Consider the following 21,046-nt stretch of genomic DNA (forward strand, 5'->3'; position numbering starts at 1 on the left):
AGGTGAAGCAAAATGACAAATTCTGAAATTTCTTATGTTGCTGTTGAGGTGAAAGTGTGGTTTTCTCTCTAAATTATTATGTTTTATTGCATTAGGGGTGTTTTGTGAAGTTAAAGAAAACAGTTAAAGCATTGTTGTTCGTTGGGGCAACTTTGCTCTCTACACAATTCTTACATGCTGATGCTCAATTTGATGAGTTGTTCAAGGCATCCGAGAATGGCACAGGTCAGGCTCAATTTGATGCAATACTTAAAGCAGCCGAAAATGGTGATGCTAATGCTCAAAATAATGTGGGTAGAGCATACGCTCAAAATATAGTTGTGGATGTTGATTATGATAAGGCTGTCTATTGGTATCGCAAAGCAGCAGATCAAGACCAAGCAGAAGCACAATTTAGTTTAGGTGTTGCATACTCACAAGGTATTGGCGTTCCGTATAGTGATGATCAGGCTCTTTTTTGGCTTAAAAAGGCATTAAATAATGGTTATACGGATGCTCAACAATTCATAGAATTGATCAAAGAACAAAGCAAAGAGCGCAGTAAAAAGTAGCATTTGGTGAGTGGTTTTGCCTTACACCAAAACCTAAATTGTTTCAACTAAAATGCCTCGCTTGCGCTCCCTTCGATTTTCGCTTCCGCTTGATCTAAATGCCGTGTTCAAAGCATCGCCGTCCGACTGTAGCTTTACTGTGAAATGTCCGACACCCCATATTTTTCATGGTTCAGGATATTGATTTAGAAAAAAAGCCCACGCATATTTGGGTGGGCTTTTTTGTGGTTGTTGCTGTTACTCAATCTTTGCTGAATGTTGTTCTAAAAATTCACGATACGAGTTAAGTTGAGTTCCATCGTTATTCCAAAACTTACGAGCGACTTCAAAAGCAAATAGCTGTTGGTGAATTGGAAGTGCGAAAAACTTTCTTGCTAAATCTTCTTTGTCGATCTTGTTAAATTCAGAACCAAAGATTTGAGCATAAACAATATCATTGGCAAACCGATATAAAATATCTTTCAAATTTAGATCATAATTGATCGACAAGCCATTCGCACTTGCAACAATGACCATCCATTCCTCATAACTAAGTGTTGGACTTTCTAACAAGTCGGCATACGCATTAATGATAAAATTAATGCGTTTGGATTGGTCAGTTTTATCACCACCAAATATTTTTGCAGGGGCAATAATATCTAATGATTGCTCTGTAATATATAGTGAGATATTTTTCTTACTCGACATTGCTATTCCCTTCAATTGATTTAATTGCACGGCTTACAATAGAGGCATCACCATGATGATCGTCCTGTTTCATTTCGTCATACCATGCATCGAACTCGGCTTCGTTGTTGAAAACAATGGATTTATCGTCAAAACTTAAATCTTCGTGATATTTGTGACACACGACTGCAATATCACCTTTTTCAGATGTATATTTATAGATGCCATAGTCATTTAGAAAAACGCCAAACAATGATTCTTCTTTGTTGGGGATGAAGCTTAGAACATGCATATACACTACACCACTGATCACGTTATCTAATTTTTCTTGATCTTCTTGAGTGAAACAGCTTTTGATAATTTGAGTTTTTCGGTAATCATCATCACCTGTTTCTGATTGATCAAGATTTATATAAATTTCATCTTCATCACCAAGTCGATCTTGGTATTTAACCTTAATTAATGTAAGGTTTTCATCTATATTTTCGCTTTCAAAGTCACTAATCGTAACTTTTTCATTGAACTCGCCAAAATTATTAATCCATTCTTGCATATCATCTTCGGCACTACCTCTTAGATCACAAGCGGTATTTTCATAAAACGCTTGGGCTTCATCGTTTTCTTGCCATTCTTGACCCCATTTATTACGCATAAATTCGCCAACTAAATCACCAAAGACTTGTTCTTTTATGTCTTTATAGCTGTTTGCGCCCATGCCAATAGCAGGGATGGTTTTGGATGTGTAATCCTTAAACCAATCAGTAAGTATTTTATTTAGTTCAGTTTTCAAACTTTCTGTATTCATGGTGTTTTTCCTTTAGTTGAGTTTTTATTATACAAATAAGTATTACTTATGTCAATAAGTAGTATTTATCTAGCTAGGTTAGACCTTAGCTGTTTCTTCGCTTTCGCTCCGCATAACCTTTGCTTGCGCTTGGTCATTCACGGCGAGTTCAAAGCATCACGCCCGACTAAAAATCTATGGTGAAACATCAGATACCCTTTATTTTTCGTGGTTCGGGATATTGTCTTGTTGTGGTATATATTATACAATATAACGTAAATTAATACGGTATCAAATAATGATTACATGCTTGAAAAATGCTGTTGAAGCTGTAAGAAATCATTTTATTGGTTCGCAGAAACTTGAAGAACAAAAGATGAAGCTACAGCTTGAAAACAAGATTCTTAGCCTATTGGAAAGCCCTGAACCCAATCCTATTGAGGTTGCTTTCAATGATAGCGTTTGGAAACATGCTCGGGTTGCAGTTGATTCTTTGGCAATCAGTCCGAAAGCTATTAACGGTTTTTTTAATCAGTTTTCTTGTGGGGATATGTACAACGATGTAGAGAATATTTTTGATTTGTTTTCTACTGTTTTTTTTAAAAAAACCATTGCTGAACAGGTTGTCGATTTACGCTCCATAGATGGCTTGAGTGCATCAAAATCTATGGATATTCCGTTTAAAACATTGGATGAGTTTGCTGAAAAAATCTGTAAGCCATTTTTTGATGTTTCTGAACAGGAATTTAAGCGCAATTGGAATTGGGAAGATTGTCGTATATTACGAGAGCCGATGATCGAAATATACGGTTGGAGCCATCGAATGTATCTGCTTAATTCAAGTGGATCGCATCACTTTACGTCAGCCCGATATATTGCTCATAAATTGGGTAAAAATGTTCAAATTAAGTCACCAATTACTTTGATTGCTATTGATCCCAAGCAATTGTTCGCACTTACCAATCAGTACCAAATTTGCTTACTTCGAGAAAGTGATTGGCAGTCTATTAGTAGTGAGATATTACTTAGTTCTAGTGCTGTGGTAGTGTATGATTCGTATGTCTTGGCTACGCTTGATTCGGTTGAGCGACAACGTGTTTTAATTTATCGTAAGTCTGATGTTTTTTTACATGAGCGATTAAAGCTAAATAAAGTTTTTCTTGATGTAAATAATCTGCTTTGGGATTGCTACGCCTTGCAGAAAAAAAACTGTAATTTTCAAAAAACATTAAATGTGTGAGTAGGGGGGGACTATGGAAAGTATTTACAACTTAGAAGAAATGCAAGCTGTTGTTGCTAAGGTCGATGCGCTTTTGCTTGAGCGCACAAATATTCATGGTTCAATTGCCTCTTTGAAGCAAGAGTACAATGAAGCTGTTGATGCTTTGGTTAGAAAACATAATGAAGCTGTTGATGTTTTGAAAATTCAATACAACAAAGGGATTGATGAACTAACCAAAAAGCAAGATGAATGTTGGCACAAAATGATGATGTTCAGGAAGTTGCCTATTTACGCTGAACACTTAAGGATTAAAAAAGCAAAAGCCGAAGCAGATGAAAAGATGCGTATGGAAACTTTGCGAGTTGAAAGAGAAAAAGCTGAACAAAATAGATTAGAAGTTTTGCGAGTTGAAAAGGAAAAAGCCGAAAAAGAGTTGGCTGATTTTTTAGGCAAATACAAAGCTACCTTTGATGAATGGGAAATTAATGCACATAACTTATCGGAAGATGATAGAAAGCTTATGTTGCATGTTGTGAAATCGGTATCTAATAAAATGCTGATAAATAAAGAGCATTTAATTGTAATGCAAGCAAGTTCCAAACTACGTGGTTATTTAAATACTGACATTGGGAAACGCATACATATCAATAATGCTAACTTTTATAGAAATCGTTTTAAAAAAACAGGCAGTTTTTGGGATGCCGTTAATGCTTGTAGTAGCTTACGAAAAGCGAATGAAAGCAAAACAGCTATAAATGTCTTGCAAGGATCAGGTGTTATTGCAAAGGCAAGGACTGAAAAAAACACACGATTTATGTCGGCATATTACACAACGCTTGGTGGCGCAAATCGTGATATTGAAGAATATGATTCTGCTGTCAAATGCGCTGAAAAGGCACATAGATTCGATGAAAAGAACTATAGACCCTGTACGCTGCTAGGTGCTGTGTATATGGATTTAGCCCAATACAATCTAGGTGATGAGTGGTATAAAAAAGCTCTCAAGCGTGGTGCGCCTGAAAACAGTATTAACGCAGAAGTTAAGGCAGTTGTTTTGAAGTTAAAAGGCAAAAATCGCAATGATGTTATTGATCAGTTGATAAAAAAGGATCGACTTTCTTATTCGTGGTTGGTTGATTTTTATATTTAGAGCATTCCTAATGTATAAAGGCACAAGGCTCAAAATAAATAAATCTACTCGCCGTATTATAGTTTAAAATTCAGCATCCTTTACTATACATTTTTGTGAATTTAATTGTCTTGGTGTGGTATATATGGTATATTAATCGTATATTAAATCAGAATAAAAGGTGTGATTGTGGAAGCAAAAATTAATTCATTAGATGTTGCAAACACAAGTGTTGCGTCCATGTTCATGCGTCTTTATTCAGACAAAGTGCAAAATATAGAAATCTCTACTAGCCTTATTTCGTCTGTTCTACAAAGTGTGGATTTAGGTGACGCATTTATACCTTGTAGCCAAGATCAGGCTCAAGCTTTAGGTGATCTTGTTTCATTCCATGATCCTAAAAATAATTCAGCTTTTTATCCTGAAAAGCATTTTGTATTTGGTGGGCATGGCTTGGCTCTCTCTAGTGTTTACCATTCTGAAAATACGCTTGCTCATAAAATTAAGCAGATGATTGATGTACCTGTTCAAAATGCAGAGGCTTTTGAGCAATACAAAGACCTACTTAGCAATGAACACCAACAAAAAGCATTAAAACTCGCTTTGGAAAAAAACCTCGTAATGATTACAGGCGGGGCGGGTACAGGTAAAACTTACACGCTTGCCCGAATTATCGCCGTGCTTCACAAATTAAACCCTCAAGCCAATATTATGATGGCTGCACCAACAGGGAAAGCAGCACAGCGAATGAAAGAATCATTACACTTGAGCTTTAATGATCCGCAGCTACTTGATCGTAACCTTGTAACAGATACGTTGCGTGATATTACCCCCATCACAATGCACCGATTACTAGGCTTGGGCTATAAGCATAAAAAGTCTGATGAAATGCTACCGTATGACATTATCGTGGTTGATGAATCTTCCATGCTTGATTTAAGCCTTTCTAATCAGCTTTTCAGTAATCTAAAACCAAATTGCAAAGTCATTTTGTTGGGGGATGAAAAACAGCTTGCATCGGTAGGCTTGGGCTTTGTCTTAGCTGAACTAGATTCGTCTATTCGCCTTAAAGATCACTTTGCCAAGTTGGTTGATAGCCGTAGATTCTCTAGTGATTCTCTAGTCGGGGCATTGGCGAGTTATGTATTGGAAGATCACCAAAGCAAAAATATGGATGCTATTGCTTCTGATTTAACGAATATGGGCGTGTTCGGTTCTATGGGCCATAATGATGTGTTTATTGAAAATATCGCCACGCAAGAGAAAACAAAGCATTTAAAGCATGTGGTTTGTGCCAAGTACCAAACATACGTTGATGAAGTGAATCGTTACTTGCAGGGTGAATCCAATCCTCAACAGGTTTGCACAGCGTTTGATGAATACCGAGTGCTTACAACAACCAATCTTGGTTCTCTAGGTGTGGATGAATTGAATGATTTAATTGATTCATGGGTTGCAGGGAAAACGAATCAATCTGCTAAAGAGTTGTATATCGGCAAGCCAATCATGGTTCTACAAAATGATTATACAAATGGGTTGGCTAACGGTGACGTAGGTATCTGTTTGCTTGATCAGGATAATGAGTTATCCATCTATTTTTCGAGTACAGATCAATGGTTATCAGCAAAGAGTTTATTTACTAAATATCAGTCTGCTTACTGCATGACAATCCATAAATCTCAAGGTTCTGAATATAAAGAAGTGACCGCCATACTTAAGGCACAGGGTAACGCCGTTGTGACCAAAGAGATGCTTTACACGGCGATCACTCGTTGTAAATCAAAATTAGGCTTATATACGTGCGGGTTTGATGTGTTGGATACAGCATTAAAACTCAAAACGGTTCGCAAGAGCGAGTTAGCCTATTTGATTGATTGTTAGATTTCTAAAAAAAGCCTAGTTCATCTAGGTTTTTTTATTCCGTAATTTTTGTATTTTATATATAATATTTTAAAATAATATTTAGGAAACATTTATGAATAACGTGGCTATTCATTTTGTTAGAAAAAACATATTCTTAATTGTTGGGGTTATTAATTTAATTATAGGCGTTGTTATTCGATTGTATTTATCGAAAATATTGCCTGTAAGCGGATTGATTGAGTTTGGCCTTGTTTGGACGTTCCCGATATTTTGTATCTTGCACATTGTTCGGGTGGATAAGCTGAACGCTCAAAAAAATGCACCACCAAGCCCGACTTAATTAAGGTAAAAAATAATATTTACTGATATATTTGCTGTAGTTGTGTTTACTTCGGGGGAAGTATGGCTATAGCAATCTCAAGACAGCTTACAAGTTTGTGTTTGGCTGTTTCTATCGTTTCTGTTGCAAATCACTTTGGCTTAGTTTCTGTTATGCTAAATGCCATAACCAATGCCTTTAGTTCTCAACCTGTTCAAGCAAGTGGAAATAATGTTGATCCAAACCCTATTGCCGAAAGTCAGAGTGCAGGGGCGATCAATGGTATTCAGCAAGCAAAGAAGTACGCTCAAGATCGTAAAGAACAGGCAAGATTGGCAGCCAAGCCCTTCACCAAAGAGGTGAATAGTTTGTTTGTGTTGGGCCGATATAATGCTTATATCGGACTTACAGCGATTAACGCAGATACCGTATTCATTGTTCGGGATAAGATTACGAATGATATTCGCCTTGTTGCACAAGTCCCAAAAGGTGAATCGGTAAAGGTTGAAGCACCTGTAGGTCAATACAAAATTCAGTATGCTCAAAATGCAGATTCTCAAAATGCAACTTGGCAAGGCTTAGATAAGTTTTGGGGGTACGGTACTTCCTTTAGCGAAAGCACTTATCAACATGACATAGCCATAAAATTTTCTGAAAATGGTTCTTACGGTATTTCGGGTACAGGTCTAGTTGTAGGCACAGATAATGGTGAGAAGCCAATACATTTGTCTGAAAAAGATTTTACTCGACCAATATAATTTTGAATAAATTTTAATAAATACCTGTATCAATACAGGTATTTTTTTATAAACATTAAATTAATGTTTTAAAAATAAAAATGAAATGTTAAAATAATGATATGGATTGTTTCGCTTTGTAAATAAAAAAGAGGGTGATATGCAGTTTACTTCGCAACCTAGTTTCGTGAATCTTCCGCTTATACTCGAAAACTATTTTAATGAAAGCTATATGTTTTTCACGATGATTTTTATTTGCGCCGTGTCTGTAACCTTGTTCTTTGGTATCTGCTTCGTGTGGAGCAAGATTAGTGAGAAATGGTTTGGCAAGGTGCTTTCATCAAATGCAATGATCCGTATGTTCTTGGTGTCTTACTTTGTTGGTTTGGTCTTAACCCTTGTTACGTTAATAAAAGCCTAATTTTGGAATGTAAAAAAAGCCGAGTTACGGCTTTTTTTTGGTTAATGAATCAAGCAAAGAGGCGAGAATAAGCTTCTGTTCCTGATCGGGTAGCCCTCTAAACTTTTCAGTCCACCGATCTACCTTTCGTTTAATTCGCTGTCTGTCAGTGAAGCTATCACCAACATGGCCATAAAAATTTGCATCCATTAAGTCAAAGTTGTACCAAAGATGATGTGTGCAATTCAAAGCTGCTAAATCAATAATCGACCAATTCTTAAGGCTTTGAGCATAAGATTCTTGAGTATCACCTAAAATAATGACATGGCATGTTCTTGGTAATGCTGTCACTAGGTCTATAAGCTCACTTAAGTGCGCTTTATAGTCTTGATCTATATTGGTGAGGTTGATAAAAATCAGACTGATACCACTCTCGGTAAAATCAAAAGATCGGATAAACTCGATGCAGTTTTGATTCACCTTTTCAGCCTGACCAACATTAACCTGATCTAAATAACGCTGATTCAGGCTCACCACAAATTGTTTAATCCCCGACTTATTGCTTATCAGGGGATCACTTTCACCGAGTAGTAGCTCAATGTATGTGTCATGCGAGGGTAGTAGCCCACTAATTTTTTGACAGTTCATATTTAAGCCTTATGTTTTCGTTTCTAGTAGTTTTTGAATTTTTTTCGTCTTTCTTTTCCCTAATAGTGACTGAACGTAAAAGATTAATGCACCAATGCAACTACTGAAAAAAGCCCAAGCGGTAAATACGGTAAACCCATTGCTATCATGCTGATCAGGTTTTTCCTTACCTAATGCAATATTAAACGTGGTATTTGATTGGCGCAGATAGTTGTAAATGTTCATGGTAGCTTTTTGTATTTTCCCTTTTTTGTTTAGAGCAATAAGCTGTTGCGTGATCAGTTGATTGTTCTCTAAAAGGGTTTTTTCATTGGAGCTAATATGACCGCTTGAATCCAATTCATTGATGGCGATTTTTTGTGATAACTGATAGTTATAAACTACGGTAGGTAGCGTATTTTTAATCTTGTTATACGCCTCTTTTTCTGATGGTGTAAGCAACTCCACTTGGGTGTTTTCAATGATGCTAGGGATGTTTAGTTGTGAAACTTTGTTTTTGTCTTGTAGGTAACGGTCTGTTGGTGAGTAACTTGTGCTATCTGATAGAGAAAAACTTGATAACGACAGTATAAGAAAAATTGTCGCTATTACAGACAGCCAAGCAGGGGCATACTCTAAGACTGATATTTTGTTTACATCACTCAGATTATTGATAATTTTTTGTACTTCGGGTTTTGTTTGAAGTAAGTCATAATTTGTGACCCAAAAACCCACCTTCATTTCAAGCATCTTGAAATTACCGAGCTTTTGTTTAGCTGACACAATCGTGGTTTCAATTGAGCTTTTTATGAGGTAAAGGCTTTTTAAACTAAATACGAGATAGTTCAATTCATTTATGTCAGCAGGGCTTTGTTCTGTCTTGCCTTTAATTTCAGCCAATTTTTTTTCATGTTCTGAAATTTTATTTAATGTGTGAGCAAGTAGGGTTTCATTTCGCATGATGTATGTTGCTAACCATCTCTCAAGGCTCTTGTAGTCCTCAAGTTTTTTTAAAACTACTTGTTTTGCTTTTTTAAAGCTAGAGGCAATATCTCTGTTGAGTTCGTAATTGTACTTCGCAATTTTGCTTTTTTCTTGGCGGTGCATAGCCTGTAATGCACCATCACTAATGAGTTGGTCTATTTCATCATGCAGTTGCGTGATCTTAAGGGATGTGTTGATGAGATCATTAAGCTCTTTAGGAATGCCATTTTTCCCGAGTTCATCTTCTGATGTGAGTTCATATAAAGTATTGTTTTGCATAGTTGTTTCGCCTATATCGTGCAATTAGTGAGGAAGAAAAGAAGTCCTTAAGACTTCTCACCCAACTTGTCTTGCAGTTCAATATTCAACTTTTTCACACGCTCGTATGTTGATTGGCGGTCTGTTTCTGCTTGCTTATTGATTCGGACGACTTCACTCATGGTTTCAAGTAGATCAGCCTGTACTTTTTCCAATGTTTCAATGTCGATCACATTGCGTTGGTTCGATTTGGCAATCGCAATAGAGGTGTCTTTGAATGTTTCCATGTTCTTTTCAAGAAGCTCATTCGTTGTGTCATCAATCGACTTGATAATGTCTGAATTGCGCTTTTGGTCAAGAATGTTCACAGTCATTAAAATTTGACGTTGCCATGCAGGGATTGTTAGCCCACCTATCGTTTGGAACTTTTCAATCAAATTGAGGTTGCTGTTAAACAGTACCGCAATCATTGGCAAGGTTTGGATTGCACTTGTTTGAAGTAGTGATAAGTCCGTAATACGCTTTTCTAGGCGTTCTAAGGTTTGACGATGTGAAAACACCTGTTGTTTGTCATATTCAGTATTTGACGCAACTAAGGTTTCAATTTCATTTTCTAAGCGTTCTTTGTTGAGCTTGCCCGCAATAATCGCCACACCTAAATCTTGGTATTCTTTAATGGTGTGCTGTTTAATGGTTTCCAATGTGCTGTTGTTCACCAAAAGGCTTTTTTGAGCAATTTCGATTTGAGCGATATTAGCGTTAATTTGTGCTTCAATCGTTTGGTAGCGAGTAATAAAACTCTCTTTGGTGTTCATTATCTTTTTAAGAAAACCACCAATAATCGGAAGCTGCTTACGCTCTTTTAATGGGTTGAAGTCCACCGACTTAATCTTATTGGTTATATCACCCATAAGATCACCCATAATGCCAAGATCATCTTTTTTTACATGCATTAAAACTTCATTTGAAATTTGGGCGAGTTGATCTTTGTTGGCAGCACCTAGTTCTAAAACCTGTGTTGGGTTCTTTGCGAAATCAAAACGGTTGGCAAGGGCCATTACATCATTAACCTTTGTTTCATCGAATTTCTCCGTGGAAACCACCTCTCTTTAGGGGGTGGAGGAAACGTAGGATTTTTTAAAATATAAGCCCAATAAACTTGTTTTTCAAAACATTTTAATAAATAATAAAGTTATGAAAAATAATACCCTAGTAATAACTGCTAAAGTGCAGATATTCCCGAACAAGCAACAAGTTATTGAACTTAAAAAAATGTTTGAGTTGTACTCGGTTGCTTGTAATTGGTTATCAAAAAAAGTTTTTCAAAATAAGATTCTCAATCAAGTTAAATTACACCACCTTGTTTATGACGAAATGCGGTCTGAATTAGGCACAAAAGCCCAATTCACCCAATCTGTTATTAAAACTGTTGTTTCTCGATACAAGTCTGCGAAGTCAAATGGTCATGAGTGGTCATTGGTTAAATTTAGTGGTAATGATTACGACCTTGTATGGAATCGTGATTACTCACTTGTAGACAATCAGTTTTCAGTAGGTGTAAGTTCAGGGCGCATTAAGGTTAATTTTGCTAAAAAGCCCTTAAGTCAATTCCAAAAAGCTAAAGCTAAGTTTGGTTCTGCAAAGATGGTTAATAAATTCGGGAAATGGTTTTTACATATCCCGATCAGCAAGGAAGTTCCTGCTTTAACAATTGATGATGTTACTAATGTGGTCGGTGTTGATCTTGGCATTAATCATCTTGCGACCACTTACGATAGCAAGGGAAAAACTGATTTCTATCGGGGTGGAACAGTTAAACAGAAGCGTGCTGTATTTAAAGCAATACGCAAATCATTACAGGAGAAACAAACTTCGTCTGCAAGGCATCGGCTCAAGCAGATCGGGAATAGAGAAAACCGTTATATGACTGATGTTAATCATCAGATCACAAAGGCACTCACCCAAAAGCATCCAAAAGGCACTGTATTTGTCCTTGAGGATTTGACAGGTGTAAGACAGGCAACCGAAAAGGTACGTCTGAAAAACCGCTATGTCAGTGTGTCGTGGGCGTTCTATCAGTTTAAGCAATTACTCTGTTATAAAGCCAAAGAAAACGGTCAGTCTGTTATTTTGATTGACCCCAAGTACACATCACAAACTTGCCCGAAATGTGGACACCGTGAAAAAGCGAATCGTGATAAGAAAAAACATCACTTTCACTGTAAGCGTTGTCATTATCAATCCAATGATGATCGTATCGGTGCAATGAATATACATCGTAAAGGCATTGAGTTTGTATCTCAATCTGACCCTTCGATGGTGATAGAACAAGTTTCTATTGCTAAGGTTGAAGTCAATCAACCTGATATGCCGACAGCCTAATTTTAGGTAAAAAAGGTGGGAGTAGAAATACGCTTGTACCACTTGTCAGGTATGAGCCTAGTAAACACCATGATTGGTGTGGCAAACCTCCTCATTTATGGGGAGGTCATTGATCAAGGTTGTATAGCTTTAATTCATTTTGGATTGAAAGGTTTGTAAGTTGGGTATTCATGGTATTTTCCTTTAGTTGATATATACATCATAGTTGTTTTTATCTATGTTGTATATATTTTTAATTAAAAGGAAAATGATTTTTTAGTGTTTTAGAGCCAATTGTTAAGTTCTCTCAACCAAAAGCAATGACCAACATTAAACTCAAGTAGTGTGTTCGCAACATTCTTACGCTCACTTGGCTTGGTTTTTAAGATAATGGTGCGGATTTCAGTTTCAATTGTTTTAGGTGATGCGCCACGATCAATAGCTTTCTGATACCACGCATGGCCAATCCTATATTGACCATCATAAATGTACATTGTTCCCAAAGCGGTTAGCACCTGTTCATTCGTAGGTTGCTGTTCAAAGGCTTTGGTTGTGTATTCAATTGCCTGTTTGATTTGATTTAAGTTAAATACAATTTGTCCAAGTAATAGGAAGTAGTTGCAGAGTAGTTTTTTATTGCTGCTTAGGTGAATGTTTGTGTCTGTTAAAAATGTTTTGGCAGTCTTGAAATCATTGCACTTCAATAGGTGTGTCGCCGTGACAATTGCTTTCCATTCATTCTTTTTTTCTTGGTATTTTTTCTTGTAATACGCAGCCTCAATCTGATGATATTTAATCTTTACTTTTTGAGTGAAAATGTCTGAATTTTGCTTGCAGAGCCAAATATAATCAGCCTCACGTATGGTTTGATCAGCATCTAATTTTTTTAGAATGTTAAGAATGCGAGGGGATTTACTAACAATATGCTTTGATCTTCCTTGAATCTCGTATTTGCTTAAAAGGTCTTGGTGGACTTCTTGAGAATTTTCTTTGAGATCAAATGAAGTCATTTGTTCTGTTTCTATTCCTTGCGTTCTTAATGCTGCTGTCATCTTGATTTCCCGAATTACTCAATAAGATTTATTGGCACAATATTCGCTAAATGTTTTATATATTATAAGCTAATAATTCAAAAATGTTTATTTATATTTTATTGATAGTTTCTCTACTATATAATATTATAAAACATATTTGAGTTTATATTGTGAAATATGAATCATTAAAGATTGAGATTAACTTGATCTCACCAATGATTATACCTGATGCTTATCCTATTCATTTAGATGGGTTGTTGTATTGGGCGATTTCGCAATTTGTAGATGAGGTTGGCGTTTTTCAGGAATTAGATCGAATACTCGATCAAAGTCATGGCGTTTATCGTGCATCACAAGCACTCTATGTTAAGTCAAACCAATTTAATTTAATCCCTGTATTCGCTCAACGTGCAACACGCACGAATTGGTTGGAGTACGATCAAAACATTGGTTTTACTAAGGCTAAAAAAAGCATTAAGGAAGCAGAGGGCGTGTTCGTTAAAAGGCTTGATACCTTTATGGCGGTACAAGCAAAGAAAATAATCATGTTTGCCTATGGGAATGCAGTCGGAATTAAATGGTTCTTGGATTCCTTAATCGGGGTGGGCCGACAGGCAAATGCAGGGTTCGGGGAAATTGATTCAGTTCAGATTCAAAGTATCCAAAGTGATTATAGTTGGTTCCATGATGGACGTTTAAACCGTGTTCTACCTGTTCGAGTAGTGGATCAGAAACTTGATGATCCAATCCGTAACGCACGGTACAAGCCAAATTATAAAACAACGGAATTTGCTGATTGTTATATCCCAACGATTCAAACCTACAAAGAGGTGGGCTAAATGAAATATTATGAACTTAAGGGATATATCACGCTTACAGAGCCTTTTTATATTAATGTTCCTAATAGCAATAAATTCCCAACCGATACAAATGGCAATCCCATTATTCCCGCCTCTAGTATTCGAGGGTGGTTGCGCTTTATTAGCTACCGAAGCCTCTTAGAAGTCTTTAATCGCAAAGAGCAAAAGTTTTCAATCCATGAGCAGTACCTACTTTTAAAAGGTACTGATACAGGTGGCTTAATACAGTCAGAACGTGCCACAACAATCGGCTCAAATTTTAATGTACGCAAATTAAATCCTCATATTGATCTTTATGGTCGTTGGGGGCTGTCAGGCTCACTAGGCGTAGGTAACGCTATCGCAGGGAAAGGCGCACTAACCAAAACCCCTAATGGTAGTCGTGGTCATATCGCAGATGGATTCGATGAAATCTATGATTTCGTGCGTAACGAGGAATTAGAATTGCTTAGTACCATCATGGGTGAGGATGGTGAATACTCCAAAGAAGTACAAGACCTGAAATCCCGCATTCGTGAGCTTCGTCAACAAACCAAAAGTAAAGAAATCACTGATCAGATTGCCGACTTAGAACAGCAAATAAACGCAATTAAAGCGCAGAAAATTGGATCAAAAGAATCGGTACGCCGTGTGAATTATGGCTTGTCTGTTTTAGATGCGGGAACTCGCCTTGCTCATAAGATGAAGCTCAATAGTGCGAATCCTCAAAGTCTGCAATTCCTGATTTGGACGATCTCTAAATTACGCTTTTTTAATCTAGGTGGTAAGGCAAACTATAACTTCGGTGATGTTCGTGCGCTTTGGAAAATCTATGAATACACCTTCGATGATGTGGTAGGTCGCCATGTGGGTGAAATCGGGTGGGCTGATGATGATTTTGTCTTTGAACTTAACGATGATCTTAATTTTGACCTTAAGGCTTTCCAAGATTCATTAACCAACACAGCATTTAATTTTAAAGATTTTGGGTAGGGTAAATACGTGAAAAAAAATAAAGTGGTAATCGCAGCTATGTTCGCTACTGCATTGGCTGTAGGTGCTGTGGGTTGTGATAGCTCTGCAAAACAAGCTCTATCTGATAAAGAAATTACGACTAAGGATGCTGACAAGGTTAAAGCATTGAATGAGTTGTCTAAACTCGCTTTAAATAATGTCGGTTCTGCTCAAGGCCGTTTGGCTCAAGAGTATTACGATGGTGTCATGGTGAAGCGTGACGATGAAAAAGCAAAGTATTGGGCTGAATCAGGTTACAAGTTGAAAGACCCTTTAGCCACAATCTTACTTGCCAAAATGAATTATTACGGTGAATCCATACCTAAAGATCAAAAAAAGGCAATGGCTTTGCTGAATGAAGTCAAAGATAAAAGTCCTGATGCTCAATATCTCTTAGCTCGTATGTATCTTAATGATCCAAGTGGTGACAACCTAGAAAAAGGTCAGGCTCTCTTGAAAGATGCAGCCGATAATGGTCAAAGCGCAGCACAGTTTGATTTTGCCCGACAGTTACTTACCACAAGTCAGTCCATTGACGTATCTGTTGATGCTAAAGCACAAAAACTTAAAGATGATATGGCTAAAAAGGCGACTGAATACTTAGCAATGGCGGTCACTCAAGGTTATGCACCCGCTACAACCTATCTTGCGCTCTGTTTCTATAACGGCGTAGGGGTTAATAAAAGTCCTAAAAAGGCAAAGGATTTAATGGCTTTGGCTAAGGATATGGGCGACAAGGAAGCAGCAGTTCGATTAGAGCGTGATATTTTTACTTTTAATATGGAGTAACTTTGTGAATAAAAAATCTATTATTAAATATATGTGCGGTCTGTCTTTGGCGGTATTAACGCCGTGTATCGCACAGACAGCTTTAGCTCAAGATGAGTTTAAAACGCCAATCGTGCTACACCAACCGATTGTTGAAAACAGCATGGACGATAAAATCCAAGAAGTGATTTTTAATCTTATGGCCAAAACCCAAGAGGGTAATGAAAAGGCTTACCAATTATTAGAAATATACATGCAAGATCAGTCGCATGACCAAACTCTAGCATCCTATTTAAAAGGGTTAATGCTTTATCAGGGCTTGGGAACACCTGTAGATAAAGATGAGGCTTTAAGTAGCTTCCTTGATGCAGCCGACAATTACTCTAATGCTTCTTATTTGGCAGGGTATATGATGCTTCACGGTGATGGTGTGCCTGTGTATTACGATGATGCTATTCAGTACCTTGTGCAAGCAGCGAATCAAGGGCAAATGGACGCAATATCCGAATTTGCGGTACTGAATTATCAGCAAAGTTTGGTTGAGAAAAACGATAAAGTTAAAAAAATGTTGGAAATCGCAGCGTATAACTACGCCCAAAAATGCGCCGTTGATAAGCGTAAAAATTGCATCTTGGTGTTGGCGAATGTCTTTGAAAAAGGCTTGGCTAACGTACCTCAATCTACCGAATCGGCAAATAAACTACGTTCTCTAGCTGCAAATGCTCAATAACTTAATAAGTGAGGATCATGTTATGGCATATCGTAATTATTCAATCAAAAATGAAGAAGAATACGGTTTTAGCTCTAAAGCTAAAGCGGAAATACCTACACATAGTCAAATCGCATCATCATTAGATGCTCTTGCTAAACTCACAGGGCGTACCGATGGTTTTCCGCTTAATATTGTTCGTCAGGTTCGTGAAGCGATTAGAGCCAATCAGAAGCACCCCTTGCGTATGTGGGTAGAGGAACCCGAGCGTTATAAGCGTGAAGTATTGCGGATTTTTCCGAAGAATGGATTGATTTCATAATTATAAGGGGTTGCTATGTTGGTGGATGAAAATCAGGAACCTAAAGCCAATAATAAGATTGAGGATGTTGGTAAAAAGTTTGATGGTGCAAAGAAAGATTTAGGGCTTTCTGCTCCGACTTTTGATCAATCTAAAAATATTGATCCTGATTCGACCACACGTTCCCAAGTATGGCCAAAGCCTAATTTTCGCCAAGATGCTCGTAATGGTGATGTTCCACCCAAACATGCCCTTATTTTTATGTTGGTCTATGAGTGGATTTCTATTCGTCATATCGGTGGCCATTTAACAGGTAACGGTGTGACTAAAAAGCAATGGAATGATGCGTATATCAGGATTGTTTCATTCTATCGTGAGCGTTATGAGTTGGGCTTGTATGAGGATATTGATGATCTTAAAGCGGATTTTAATACCTTCTTGGAAGAAACTTTTACTTATGGCACTAATGCACATGAGCGACACGCAGCGAGTAAGGTAGTCGGGCGATATATTTACTCTTGCTGCAACCTAAACGTAAATAGACGACTTCGATATAACAGCTTACTTGCACTAGGTTGGATCGAGCATGATGTAATTTCGGATCAAGATTCCTACGGCGTATGTGAGCTTAGAAACTCTAGAACTAAACAGGTTTATTGGTCTGTTGTTCAAAGCAATACCCCGAAAAGTGTTGAAACCCTAAGTGATAAAGAAAAATATCAAACAATGGACGATGCTATCGTTGGGTTAAAGGAATACTTTAGACCGATCTTGGAGCAACGGATTGTTGAGGCACAGCTAAAAGCAGAGCAAGACGATGGTAGTAGTGACCGTAAAAAGCCATTTCGCAGACCTCGTTTTGATCGTGATGCAATCCGAATTGGTAAAGATTACAGGGATGGTCAATCTGTTTCGATTGATAAGTTCAACGAAACCTTTAATTTCTTAGGTATCGAATGGGGTAACTATGTTACGCAGAATGAACGCCAACTCTACCTAGATCGAATCTTTGATGCGTTTAATGATATGTGTAGCCTGTTTGGTTTACCGAGTACATTTGCTTCTTTGGGCGGGCGGTTAGGCTTGGCTGTTGGTAGTCGTGGTAATAACCGAGCATCGGCACATTTTGATTTATCACGTTGGTTGATGCACTTTGTTAAAACTAAAAGTGTCGGGGCATTTTCGCATGAGTTCGGACACGCTTTAGATGCCTACCTTGCCAAGCGGAACAATATCACCCATAGCTACAACGGCATGAATTACCGCTTTGCTACCGACTTCTTTTTCCATCGTTGCAGATCACATCCATCTAGTGACGAGAATTGTGATTTTTTCCGTGATGCACCGAAAGAATTTATTAACCTTATGCGCTGTATTAAGTTTAATGAGTATGGCGGTAAATCGGGTTTTTATAAGAATGCTATGATCCTAGACCAAAACCGATCTAGTGATTATTGGTCGCAGCCAACAGAGCTATTTGCCCGAGCTTTTGAAAGTTGGTGTGAGGATTCATTAATTAAGCGTGGCCATATTAATGAATTTCTTGTTTATGGAACAAGGGCGAGTTCCCAAGAATGGAATACGGATGTTTCTGCTTATCCAAGTGGTGATGATCGTCAGCGTATTAATGAAGCAATGAGCGAATGGGTAAGGGTAGTGGTGCAGATATGGAAAGGCTAATAAAAAGATTTTCACTCTTGGGTGTGTTGTTCTGTATGGGCCATGCAAATGCTTTGGTTCCTAAAAGTGGAAATGAACCTACTTACTGTGAGCAAATCGTGTCACTTCATGGATTCTTAAGTAGAGCGCAGTTCGAGTGTGGCTACAGTAAATATAATGAGGAATTAATTACTGATTCAGCTAAATGCTTCAAGCATGAGCTTGGTGATGAATATGGCAAGAAAGTCTTAACTTTCGGAATGGAAGAATTTGACCGCAATGTTCAGGACAAAGGTAAGCCTCAAATATGTCGTGATCTTTTAAAAGAGTTCTCGGAATATGTACAAAAGTAAATCTTAAACGTGACTACAGAAAAGCATTATTTGATATAATAATTCTAATGCGTGACTTGCATAGGCTACAAAGAACCTGAACAGGTCGAAACAGTTTTTGTTTCCGTTTTACTGCTGTATTTACTTTTTATGCATCCAATTTTGTTGGTTGTTTAAATCTTTGCTCAACCGATTACAATTGAGTGCATTGTCATGTTTAAATTAAAACCTCAAGTTTTTAATTCACCTTCATTCGACTTTAAAGCCCAATCCCGCAATGTCGGCTATATCCTAAATTGGTTTGCCTGTAATCAGTCTTATATTGATGAAAAACTATTTTTTGCGATCCCTCTACATGAGGTTGGCCATAATCACTATCTAGAGATTACAGCACAATGTTTGGGTTATAAAACCTATGCAGCATTCAAAACCGCTAGACCTAATCTACAGATCACTAGCGAAGATTTAGAGCGTCCAAGTCTATTTGCTCATGTAAGCCCGCAAAGCCTTGTCTATGACACGCTATGCACATATTTCATGTATGTGAAGCGGTGTGTAGCTAATCCCGATTTAGAAGTGCCTTTAATCCCACGTGAACCAACCCCATTGCTGTACAAGTTCATGCTTTCATTGGGGAGTGATGATAGAGAATACCTTTTTGAAAATTTGGCATTTATGAATTTGGCGGGGAGCCGTGTTTTTTATCAAGGGAATACCTTTGATGATGCGTTCTATGCCTTGAGTGCCAATACTGAAATCATCGCTATTATGTAGCAACCGCACAATAAATAGAGTGATTCGCCATTTAAAATAATTCCTTTACACATAAGGAAAGGGATTATGGCTGAATCACATATCGTATCAGGATTAACTAAAAAACGTGCGGAATTGCTTGGTCAAATTGAAGCACATCAAAAAGAAATTCAACGTATCTCTGAAATGCTACTGCATGTAGATCACACTATTAAGTTATTTTGGCTATACGGAATAACGTGTAGAAATTAATATTTTATGCTATATTTATACAGGTATTAAGTCAATCCAAGATGGTAAATTTAGCATTCCAAATGTAAGTACAGAGGATACGCTCTCTACTCTATTCCGTTTGGATCATCTATTAAGTTTTGATGAAGCAAAAAAATCATTAAATTCAAGTGATCGGATTGAATTGACGCTTAAGAATATTAAAGCCAAAGAGCTACTATGGGTCATTTGTGACGGTGGTTTGGAAGTAAAAAACAGCTTTATCTAGGAAAAAAAACATGAATCGATTACAATTTTTGTTGCTCAAAATTATTGAAGAAAGCGGAGAAATCGCTTCCGAACTTTTAGAGCATGGCTTAGATCAAAAAGTTCATTTGGAAATAGATGATCTTGAAGCAGTGGTACGCTTGTTCGGTAGTGAGTTTAATACTTTCACTTACCTTAATTACCGTTCAGTAGAGAAAAAACAACTTGCGATAGCAGTGGATGGCAGTAAAGATTTTTGGACCTTAAAACTACAGAAAGCTTGTTTAGACCTTTCAAAAATTGCAGGCAAATGTATGCAGTTTGGTTTAATGGAGCGTCAGGCTGAACTACAAGTGACTAATCTTAGTCGTTTGGCAGATGCCGTTTTGGAATTATACAATTGTATTCAAGTATTGAACCAAGAATTTGAATTTCGCTATACGTTTAACGAAGAGCGGATCAAGCTAAAGAACCAAAAAATTCAAAAGTACCATGATTATTCAGTTGAACTTGGCCTAGTGACAACTGATCCTGTACCACAAGACCAATATCCTTTGTTTGCTGTCTTTTTGGACGAAAGTAATTATTTTGGTCATTACGATGCTTATGTCAAAAAAAATGATTCAGGCTCGGAAAACGCCAATGTTATTTGTTTGCCAATGAAGAACATTTAATTAAGGTAGCTATCCATGAAACATCTATACATGCTGAGAACACTAGCTACAATCGGGAAGTTTTCACAACCCGAAGCTGTTATTATTTTTAATACGCAATACAATTTTCACCTGAATTTGATCTAAGAAGCGTTAAATCTAAGCGTACAAATCAAAGAAACCCTTATTTTGGAAGAGGTGAACTACAGTCATTAGTCTTAACTTGCTTGCGTGAAGCAAAAGAGCCAATGAACTACAAAGATTTAATGATGAAAGTTTTGGACATTAAAGGCATAGATTCATCTGTAGGCAATGATATTTCACCTAGCTTCATCAAAGTGCTGAACCGATTAAGAGATAAAGGTATTATTATAGCCCATAGCAATCATCGTCCTCATTTGTGGGGCATAGCGGATTAGCAGACTAAACGCTCTGATTTACGCTTATTGCCCTGCCAATAGCCACACCAATCTTTATGTGTTCGAGTTTGAGCGCATTTCATTAAAATATCAGTAAAGATTTCACCATTCGACCATCTACGAGTATCTTCACGATAAGCAGCTTCATTGGCATAGTTGGCAAGGTACATCACACCAAACTTGTGCA

General features: G+C 37.3%; 24 protein-coding genes and 1 pseudogene. 18 read left to right on the plus strand and 7 right to left on the minus strand.

The window, feature by feature from the left end; translation table 11 throughout:
• Positions 1 to 104: 104 nt before the first annotated feature.
• Entirely contained in the window at positions 105 to 551 is a 447-nt protein-coding gene (locus ACSC97_RS07955) for a tetratricopeptide repeat protein (RefSeq protein ID WP_436660292.1), read from the plus strand.
• Positions 552 to 788: 237 nt separating this feature from the next.
• Here ACSC97_RS07955 and ACSC97_RS07960 read toward each other — a convergent pair whose 3' ends face one another.
• Complete coding sequence (locus ACSC97_RS07960) at positions 789 to 1,238, minus strand: hypothetical protein (RefSeq protein WP_436660294.1); 450 nt, start codon at positions 1,236 to 1,238, stop codon at positions 789 to 791.
• Positions 1,228 to 2,022, minus strand: coding sequence for a hypothetical protein (locus ACSC97_RS07965; RefSeq protein ID WP_436660296.1), 795 nt, complete (start codon positions 2,020 to 2,022; stop codon positions 1,228 to 1,230). The genes ACSC97_RS07960 and ACSC97_RS07965 overlap by 11 nt, the downstream gene beginning before the upstream one ends.
• A gap of 277 nt (positions 2,023 to 2,299) precedes the next feature.
• Here ACSC97_RS07965 and ACSC97_RS07970 point away from each other — a divergent pair, with 277 nt between their 5' ends.
• The 6 genes from ACSC97_RS07970 (at position 2,300) to ACSC97_RS07995 (ending at position 7,692) form a co-directional block, all read left to right on the plus strand.
• Complete coding sequence (locus tag ACSC97_RS07970; RefSeq protein ID WP_436660298.1) at positions 2,300 to 3,241, plus strand: DUF6685 family protein; 942 nt, start codon at positions 2,300 to 2,302, stop codon at positions 3,239 to 3,241.
• Between the two features lie 13 nt (positions 3,242 to 3,254).
• A complete protein-coding gene (locus ACSC97_RS07975) occupies positions 3,255 to 4,373 on the plus strand; it encodes a hypothetical protein (protein ID WP_436660300.1) in 1,119 nt (372 codons plus the stop codon).
• 168 nt (positions 4,374 to 4,541) lie between these two features.
• On the plus strand, positions 4,542 to 6,233 hold the full coding sequence (gene recD / locus ACSC97_RS07980; RefSeq protein ID WP_436660302.1) for an exodeoxyribonuclease V subunit alpha: 1,692 nt from the start codon (positions 4,542 to 4,544) through the stop codon (positions 6,231 to 6,233).
• 94 nt (positions 6,234 to 6,327) lie between these two features.
• On the plus strand, positions 6,328 to 6,555 hold the full coding sequence (locus ACSC97_RS07985; protein WP_436660304.1) for a hypothetical protein: 228 nt from the start codon (positions 6,328 to 6,330) through the stop codon (positions 6,553 to 6,555).
• Between the two features lie 62 nt (positions 6,556 to 6,617).
• Positions 6,618 to 7,292, plus strand: coding sequence for a hypothetical protein (locus tag ACSC97_RS07990; protein ID WP_436660306.1), 675 nt, complete (start codon positions 6,618 to 6,620; stop codon positions 7,290 to 7,292).
• A 139-nt stretch (positions 7,293 to 7,431) separates the two neighbouring features.
• Complete coding sequence (locus tag ACSC97_RS07995) at positions 7,432 to 7,692, plus strand: hypothetical protein (protein ID WP_436660308.1); 261 nt, start codon at positions 7,432 to 7,434, stop codon at positions 7,690 to 7,692.
• Positions 7,693 to 7,716: 24 nt separating this feature from the next.
• Here ACSC97_RS07995 and ACSC97_RS08000 read toward each other — a convergent pair whose 3' ends face one another.
• The 3 genes from ACSC97_RS08000 to ACSC97_RS08010 are packed head-to-tail and all read right to left on the minus strand — an operon-like array spanning position 7,717 to position 10,598.
• Complete coding sequence (locus ACSC97_RS08000; protein WP_436660310.1) at positions 7,717 to 8,319, minus strand: hypothetical protein; 603 nt, start codon at positions 8,317 to 8,319, stop codon at positions 7,717 to 7,719.
• A gap of 9 nt (positions 8,320 to 8,328) precedes the next feature.
• On the minus strand, positions 8,329 to 9,561 hold the full coding sequence (locus tag ACSC97_RS08005; protein WP_436660312.1) for a hypothetical protein: 1,233 nt from the start codon (positions 9,559 to 9,561) through the stop codon (positions 8,329 to 8,331).
• A gap of 47 nt (positions 9,562 to 9,608) precedes the next feature.
• A complete protein-coding gene (locus tag ACSC97_RS08010; RefSeq protein WP_436660314.1) occupies positions 9,609 to 10,598 on the minus strand; it encodes a toxic anion resistance protein in 990 nt (329 codons plus the stop codon).
• 136 nt (positions 10,599 to 10,734) lie between these two features.
• Here ACSC97_RS08010 and ACSC97_RS08015 point away from each other — a divergent pair, with 136 nt between their 5' ends.
• The gene (locus tag ACSC97_RS08015; RefSeq protein ID WP_436660316.1) at positions 10,735 to 11,922 is read left to right on the plus strand and encodes an RNA-guided endonuclease InsQ/TnpB family protein; all 1,188 of its coding nucleotides are present in this window, start codon (positions 10,735 to 10,737) and stop codon (positions 11,920 to 11,922) included.
• Between the two features lie 263 nt (positions 11,923 to 12,185).
• On the opposite strand, the gene ACSC97_RS08020 is transcribed toward ACSC97_RS08015, so the two are convergent.
• The gene (locus ACSC97_RS08020; RefSeq protein WP_436660318.1) at positions 12,186 to 12,953 is read right to left on the minus strand and encodes a tetratricopeptide repeat protein; all 768 of its coding nucleotides are present in this window, start codon (positions 12,951 to 12,953) and stop codon (positions 12,186 to 12,188) included.
• Positions 12,954 to 13,105: 152 nt separating this feature from the next.
• Here ACSC97_RS08020 and ACSC97_RS08025 point away from each other — a divergent pair, with 152 nt between their 5' ends.
• The 10 genes from ACSC97_RS08025 to ACSC97_RS08070 all read left to right on the plus strand — a co-directional run bounded on the left by ACSC97_RS08025 (position 13,106) and on the right by ACSC97_RS08070 (position 20,461).
• Positions 13,106 to 13,774, plus strand: coding sequence for a hypothetical protein (locus tag ACSC97_RS08025; protein WP_436660320.1), 669 nt, complete (start codon positions 13,106 to 13,108; stop codon positions 13,772 to 13,774).
• Entirely contained in the window at positions 13,775 to 14,767 is a 993-nt protein-coding gene (locus ACSC97_RS08030) for a hypothetical protein (protein ID WP_436660322.1), read from the plus strand. It abuts the gene before it with no gap.
• 9 nt (positions 14,768 to 14,776) lie between these two features.
• On the plus strand, positions 14,777 to 15,577 hold the full coding sequence (locus ACSC97_RS08035) for a tetratricopeptide repeat protein (protein ID WP_436660324.1): 801 nt from the start codon (positions 14,777 to 14,779) through the stop codon (positions 15,575 to 15,577).
• A 4-nt stretch (positions 15,578 to 15,581) separates the two neighbouring features.
• Positions 15,582 to 16,286: a tetratricopeptide repeat protein gene (locus ACSC97_RS08040; RefSeq protein ID WP_436660326.1), complete on the plus strand. Its 705-nt coding sequence runs from the start codon at positions 15,582 to 15,584 to the stop codon at positions 16,284 to 16,286.
• A 22-nt stretch (positions 16,287 to 16,308) separates the two neighbouring features.
• Positions 16,309 to 16,587 carry a hypothetical protein gene (locus ACSC97_RS08045; RefSeq protein WP_436660328.1) on the plus strand — a complete coding sequence of 93 codons (279 nt, stop codon included), beginning with the start codon at positions 16,309 to 16,311 and terminating at the stop codon, positions 16,585 to 16,587.
• 15 nt (positions 16,588 to 16,602) lie between these two features.
• Positions 16,603 to 18,246: an LPD1 domain-containing protein gene (locus ACSC97_RS08050; protein ID WP_436660330.1), complete on the plus strand. Its 1,644-nt coding sequence runs from the start codon at positions 16,603 to 16,605 to the stop codon at positions 18,244 to 18,246.
• Complete coding sequence (locus tag ACSC97_RS08055) at positions 18,234 to 18,578, plus strand: hypothetical protein (RefSeq protein ID WP_436660332.1); 345 nt, start codon at positions 18,234 to 18,236, stop codon at positions 18,576 to 18,578. The genes ACSC97_RS08050 and ACSC97_RS08055 overlap by 13 nt, the downstream gene beginning before the upstream one ends.
• Positions 18,579 to 18,770: 192 nt before the next feature.
• Positions 18,771 to 19,331 carry a hypothetical protein gene (locus ACSC97_RS08060; protein ID WP_436660334.1) on the plus strand — a complete coding sequence of 187 codons (561 nt, stop codon included), beginning with the start codon at positions 18,771 to 18,773 and terminating at the stop codon, positions 19,329 to 19,331.
• Positions 19,332 to 19,397: 66 nt separating this feature from the next.
• On the plus strand, positions 19,398 to 19,562 hold the full coding sequence (locus tag ACSC97_RS08065) for a hypothetical protein (protein ID WP_436660336.1): 165 nt from the start codon (positions 19,398 to 19,400) through the stop codon (positions 19,560 to 19,562).
• Between the two features lie 257 nt (positions 19,563 to 19,819).
• Positions 19,820 to 20,461 carry a hypothetical protein gene (locus tag ACSC97_RS08070; RefSeq protein WP_436660338.1) on the plus strand — a complete coding sequence of 214 codons (642 nt, stop codon included), beginning with the start codon at positions 19,820 to 19,822 and terminating at the stop codon, positions 20,459 to 20,461.
• 394 nt (positions 20,462 to 20,855) lie between these two features.
• On the opposite strand, the pseudogene ACSC97_RS08075 reads toward ACSC97_RS08070, so the two are convergent.
• A pseudogene (locus tag ACSC97_RS08075) lies at positions 20,856 to 21,046 on the minus strand (IS1595 family transposase); the annotation flags it as partial.

Origin of the sequence: Acinetobacter sp. P1(2025) (assembly GCF_051390655.1) — a bacterium.
Taxonomy (GTDB): Bacteria; Pseudomonadota; Gammaproteobacteria; order Pseudomonadales; family Moraxellaceae; genus Acinetobacter; species Acinetobacter junii.

Coding starts and splice junctions, on each gene's coding strand:
- ACSC97_RS07975 (WP_436660300.1), top strand. CDS start 3,255: ATGGAAAGTATTTACAACTTAGAAGAAATGCAAGCTGTTGTTGCTAAG.
- ACSC97_RS07995 (WP_436660308.1), top strand. CDS start 7,432: ATGCAGTTTACTTCGCAACCTAGTTTCGTGAATCTTCCGCTTATACTC.
- ACSC97_RS07985 (WP_436660304.1), top strand. CDS start 6,328: ATGAATAACGTGGCTATTCATTTTGTTAGAAAAAACATATTCTTAATT.
- ACSC97_RS07965 (WP_436660296.1), bottom strand. CDS start 2,022: ATGAATACAGAAAGTTTGAAAACTGAACTAAATAAAATACTTACTGAT.
- ACSC97_RS08010 (WP_436660314.1), bottom strand. CDS start 10,598: ATGGCCCTTGCCAACCGTTTTGATTTCGCAAAGAACCCAACACAGGTT.
- ACSC97_RS08020 (WP_436660318.1), bottom strand. CDS start 12,953: ATGACAGCAGCATTAAGAACGCAAGGAATAGAAACAGAACAAATGACT.
- ACSC97_RS08050 (WP_436660330.1), top strand. CDS start 16,603: ATGTTGGTGGATGAAAATCAGGAACCTAAAGCCAATAATAAGATTGAG.
- ACSC97_RS08000 (WP_436660310.1), bottom strand. CDS start 8,319: ATGAACTGTCAAAAAATTAGTGGGCTACTACCCTCGCATGACACATAC.
- ACSC97_RS08055 (WP_436660332.1), top strand. CDS start 18,234: ATGGAAAGGCTAATAAAAAGATTTTCACTCTTGGGTGTGTTGTTCTGT.
- ACSC97_RS08005 (WP_436660312.1), bottom strand. CDS start 9,561: ATGCAAAACAATACTTTATATGAACTCACATCAGAAGATGAACTCGGG.
- ACSC97_RS08015 (WP_436660316.1), top strand. CDS start 10,735: ATGAAAAATAATACCCTAGTAATAACTGCTAAAGTGCAGATATTCCCG.
- ACSC97_RS08065 (WP_436660336.1), top strand. CDS start 19,398: ATGGCTGAATCACATATCGTATCAGGATTAACTAAAAAACGTGCGGAA.
- ACSC97_RS07990 (WP_436660306.1), top strand. CDS start 6,618: ATGGCTATAGCAATCTCAAGACAGCTTACAAGTTTGTGTTTGGCTGTT.
- ACSC97_RS07970 (WP_436660298.1), top strand. CDS start 2,300: ATGATTACATGCTTGAAAAATGCTGTTGAAGCTGTAAGAAATCATTTT.
- ACSC97_RS07960 (WP_436660294.1), bottom strand. CDS start 1,238: ATGTCGAGTAAGAAAAATATCTCACTATATATTACAGAGCAATCATTA.
- ACSC97_RS08030 (WP_436660322.1), top strand. CDS start 13,775: ATGAAATATTATGAACTTAAGGGATATATCACGCTTACAGAGCCTTTT.
- ACSC97_RS08045 (WP_436660328.1), top strand. CDS start 16,309: ATGGCATATCGTAATTATTCAATCAAAAATGAAGAAGAATACGGTTTT.
- ACSC97_RS08070 (WP_436660338.1), top strand. CDS start 19,820: ATGAATCGATTACAATTTTTGTTGCTCAAAATTATTGAAGAAAGCGGA.
- ACSC97_RS08060 (WP_436660334.1), top strand. CDS start 18,771: ATGTTTAAATTAAAACCTCAAGTTTTTAATTCACCTTCATTCGACTTT.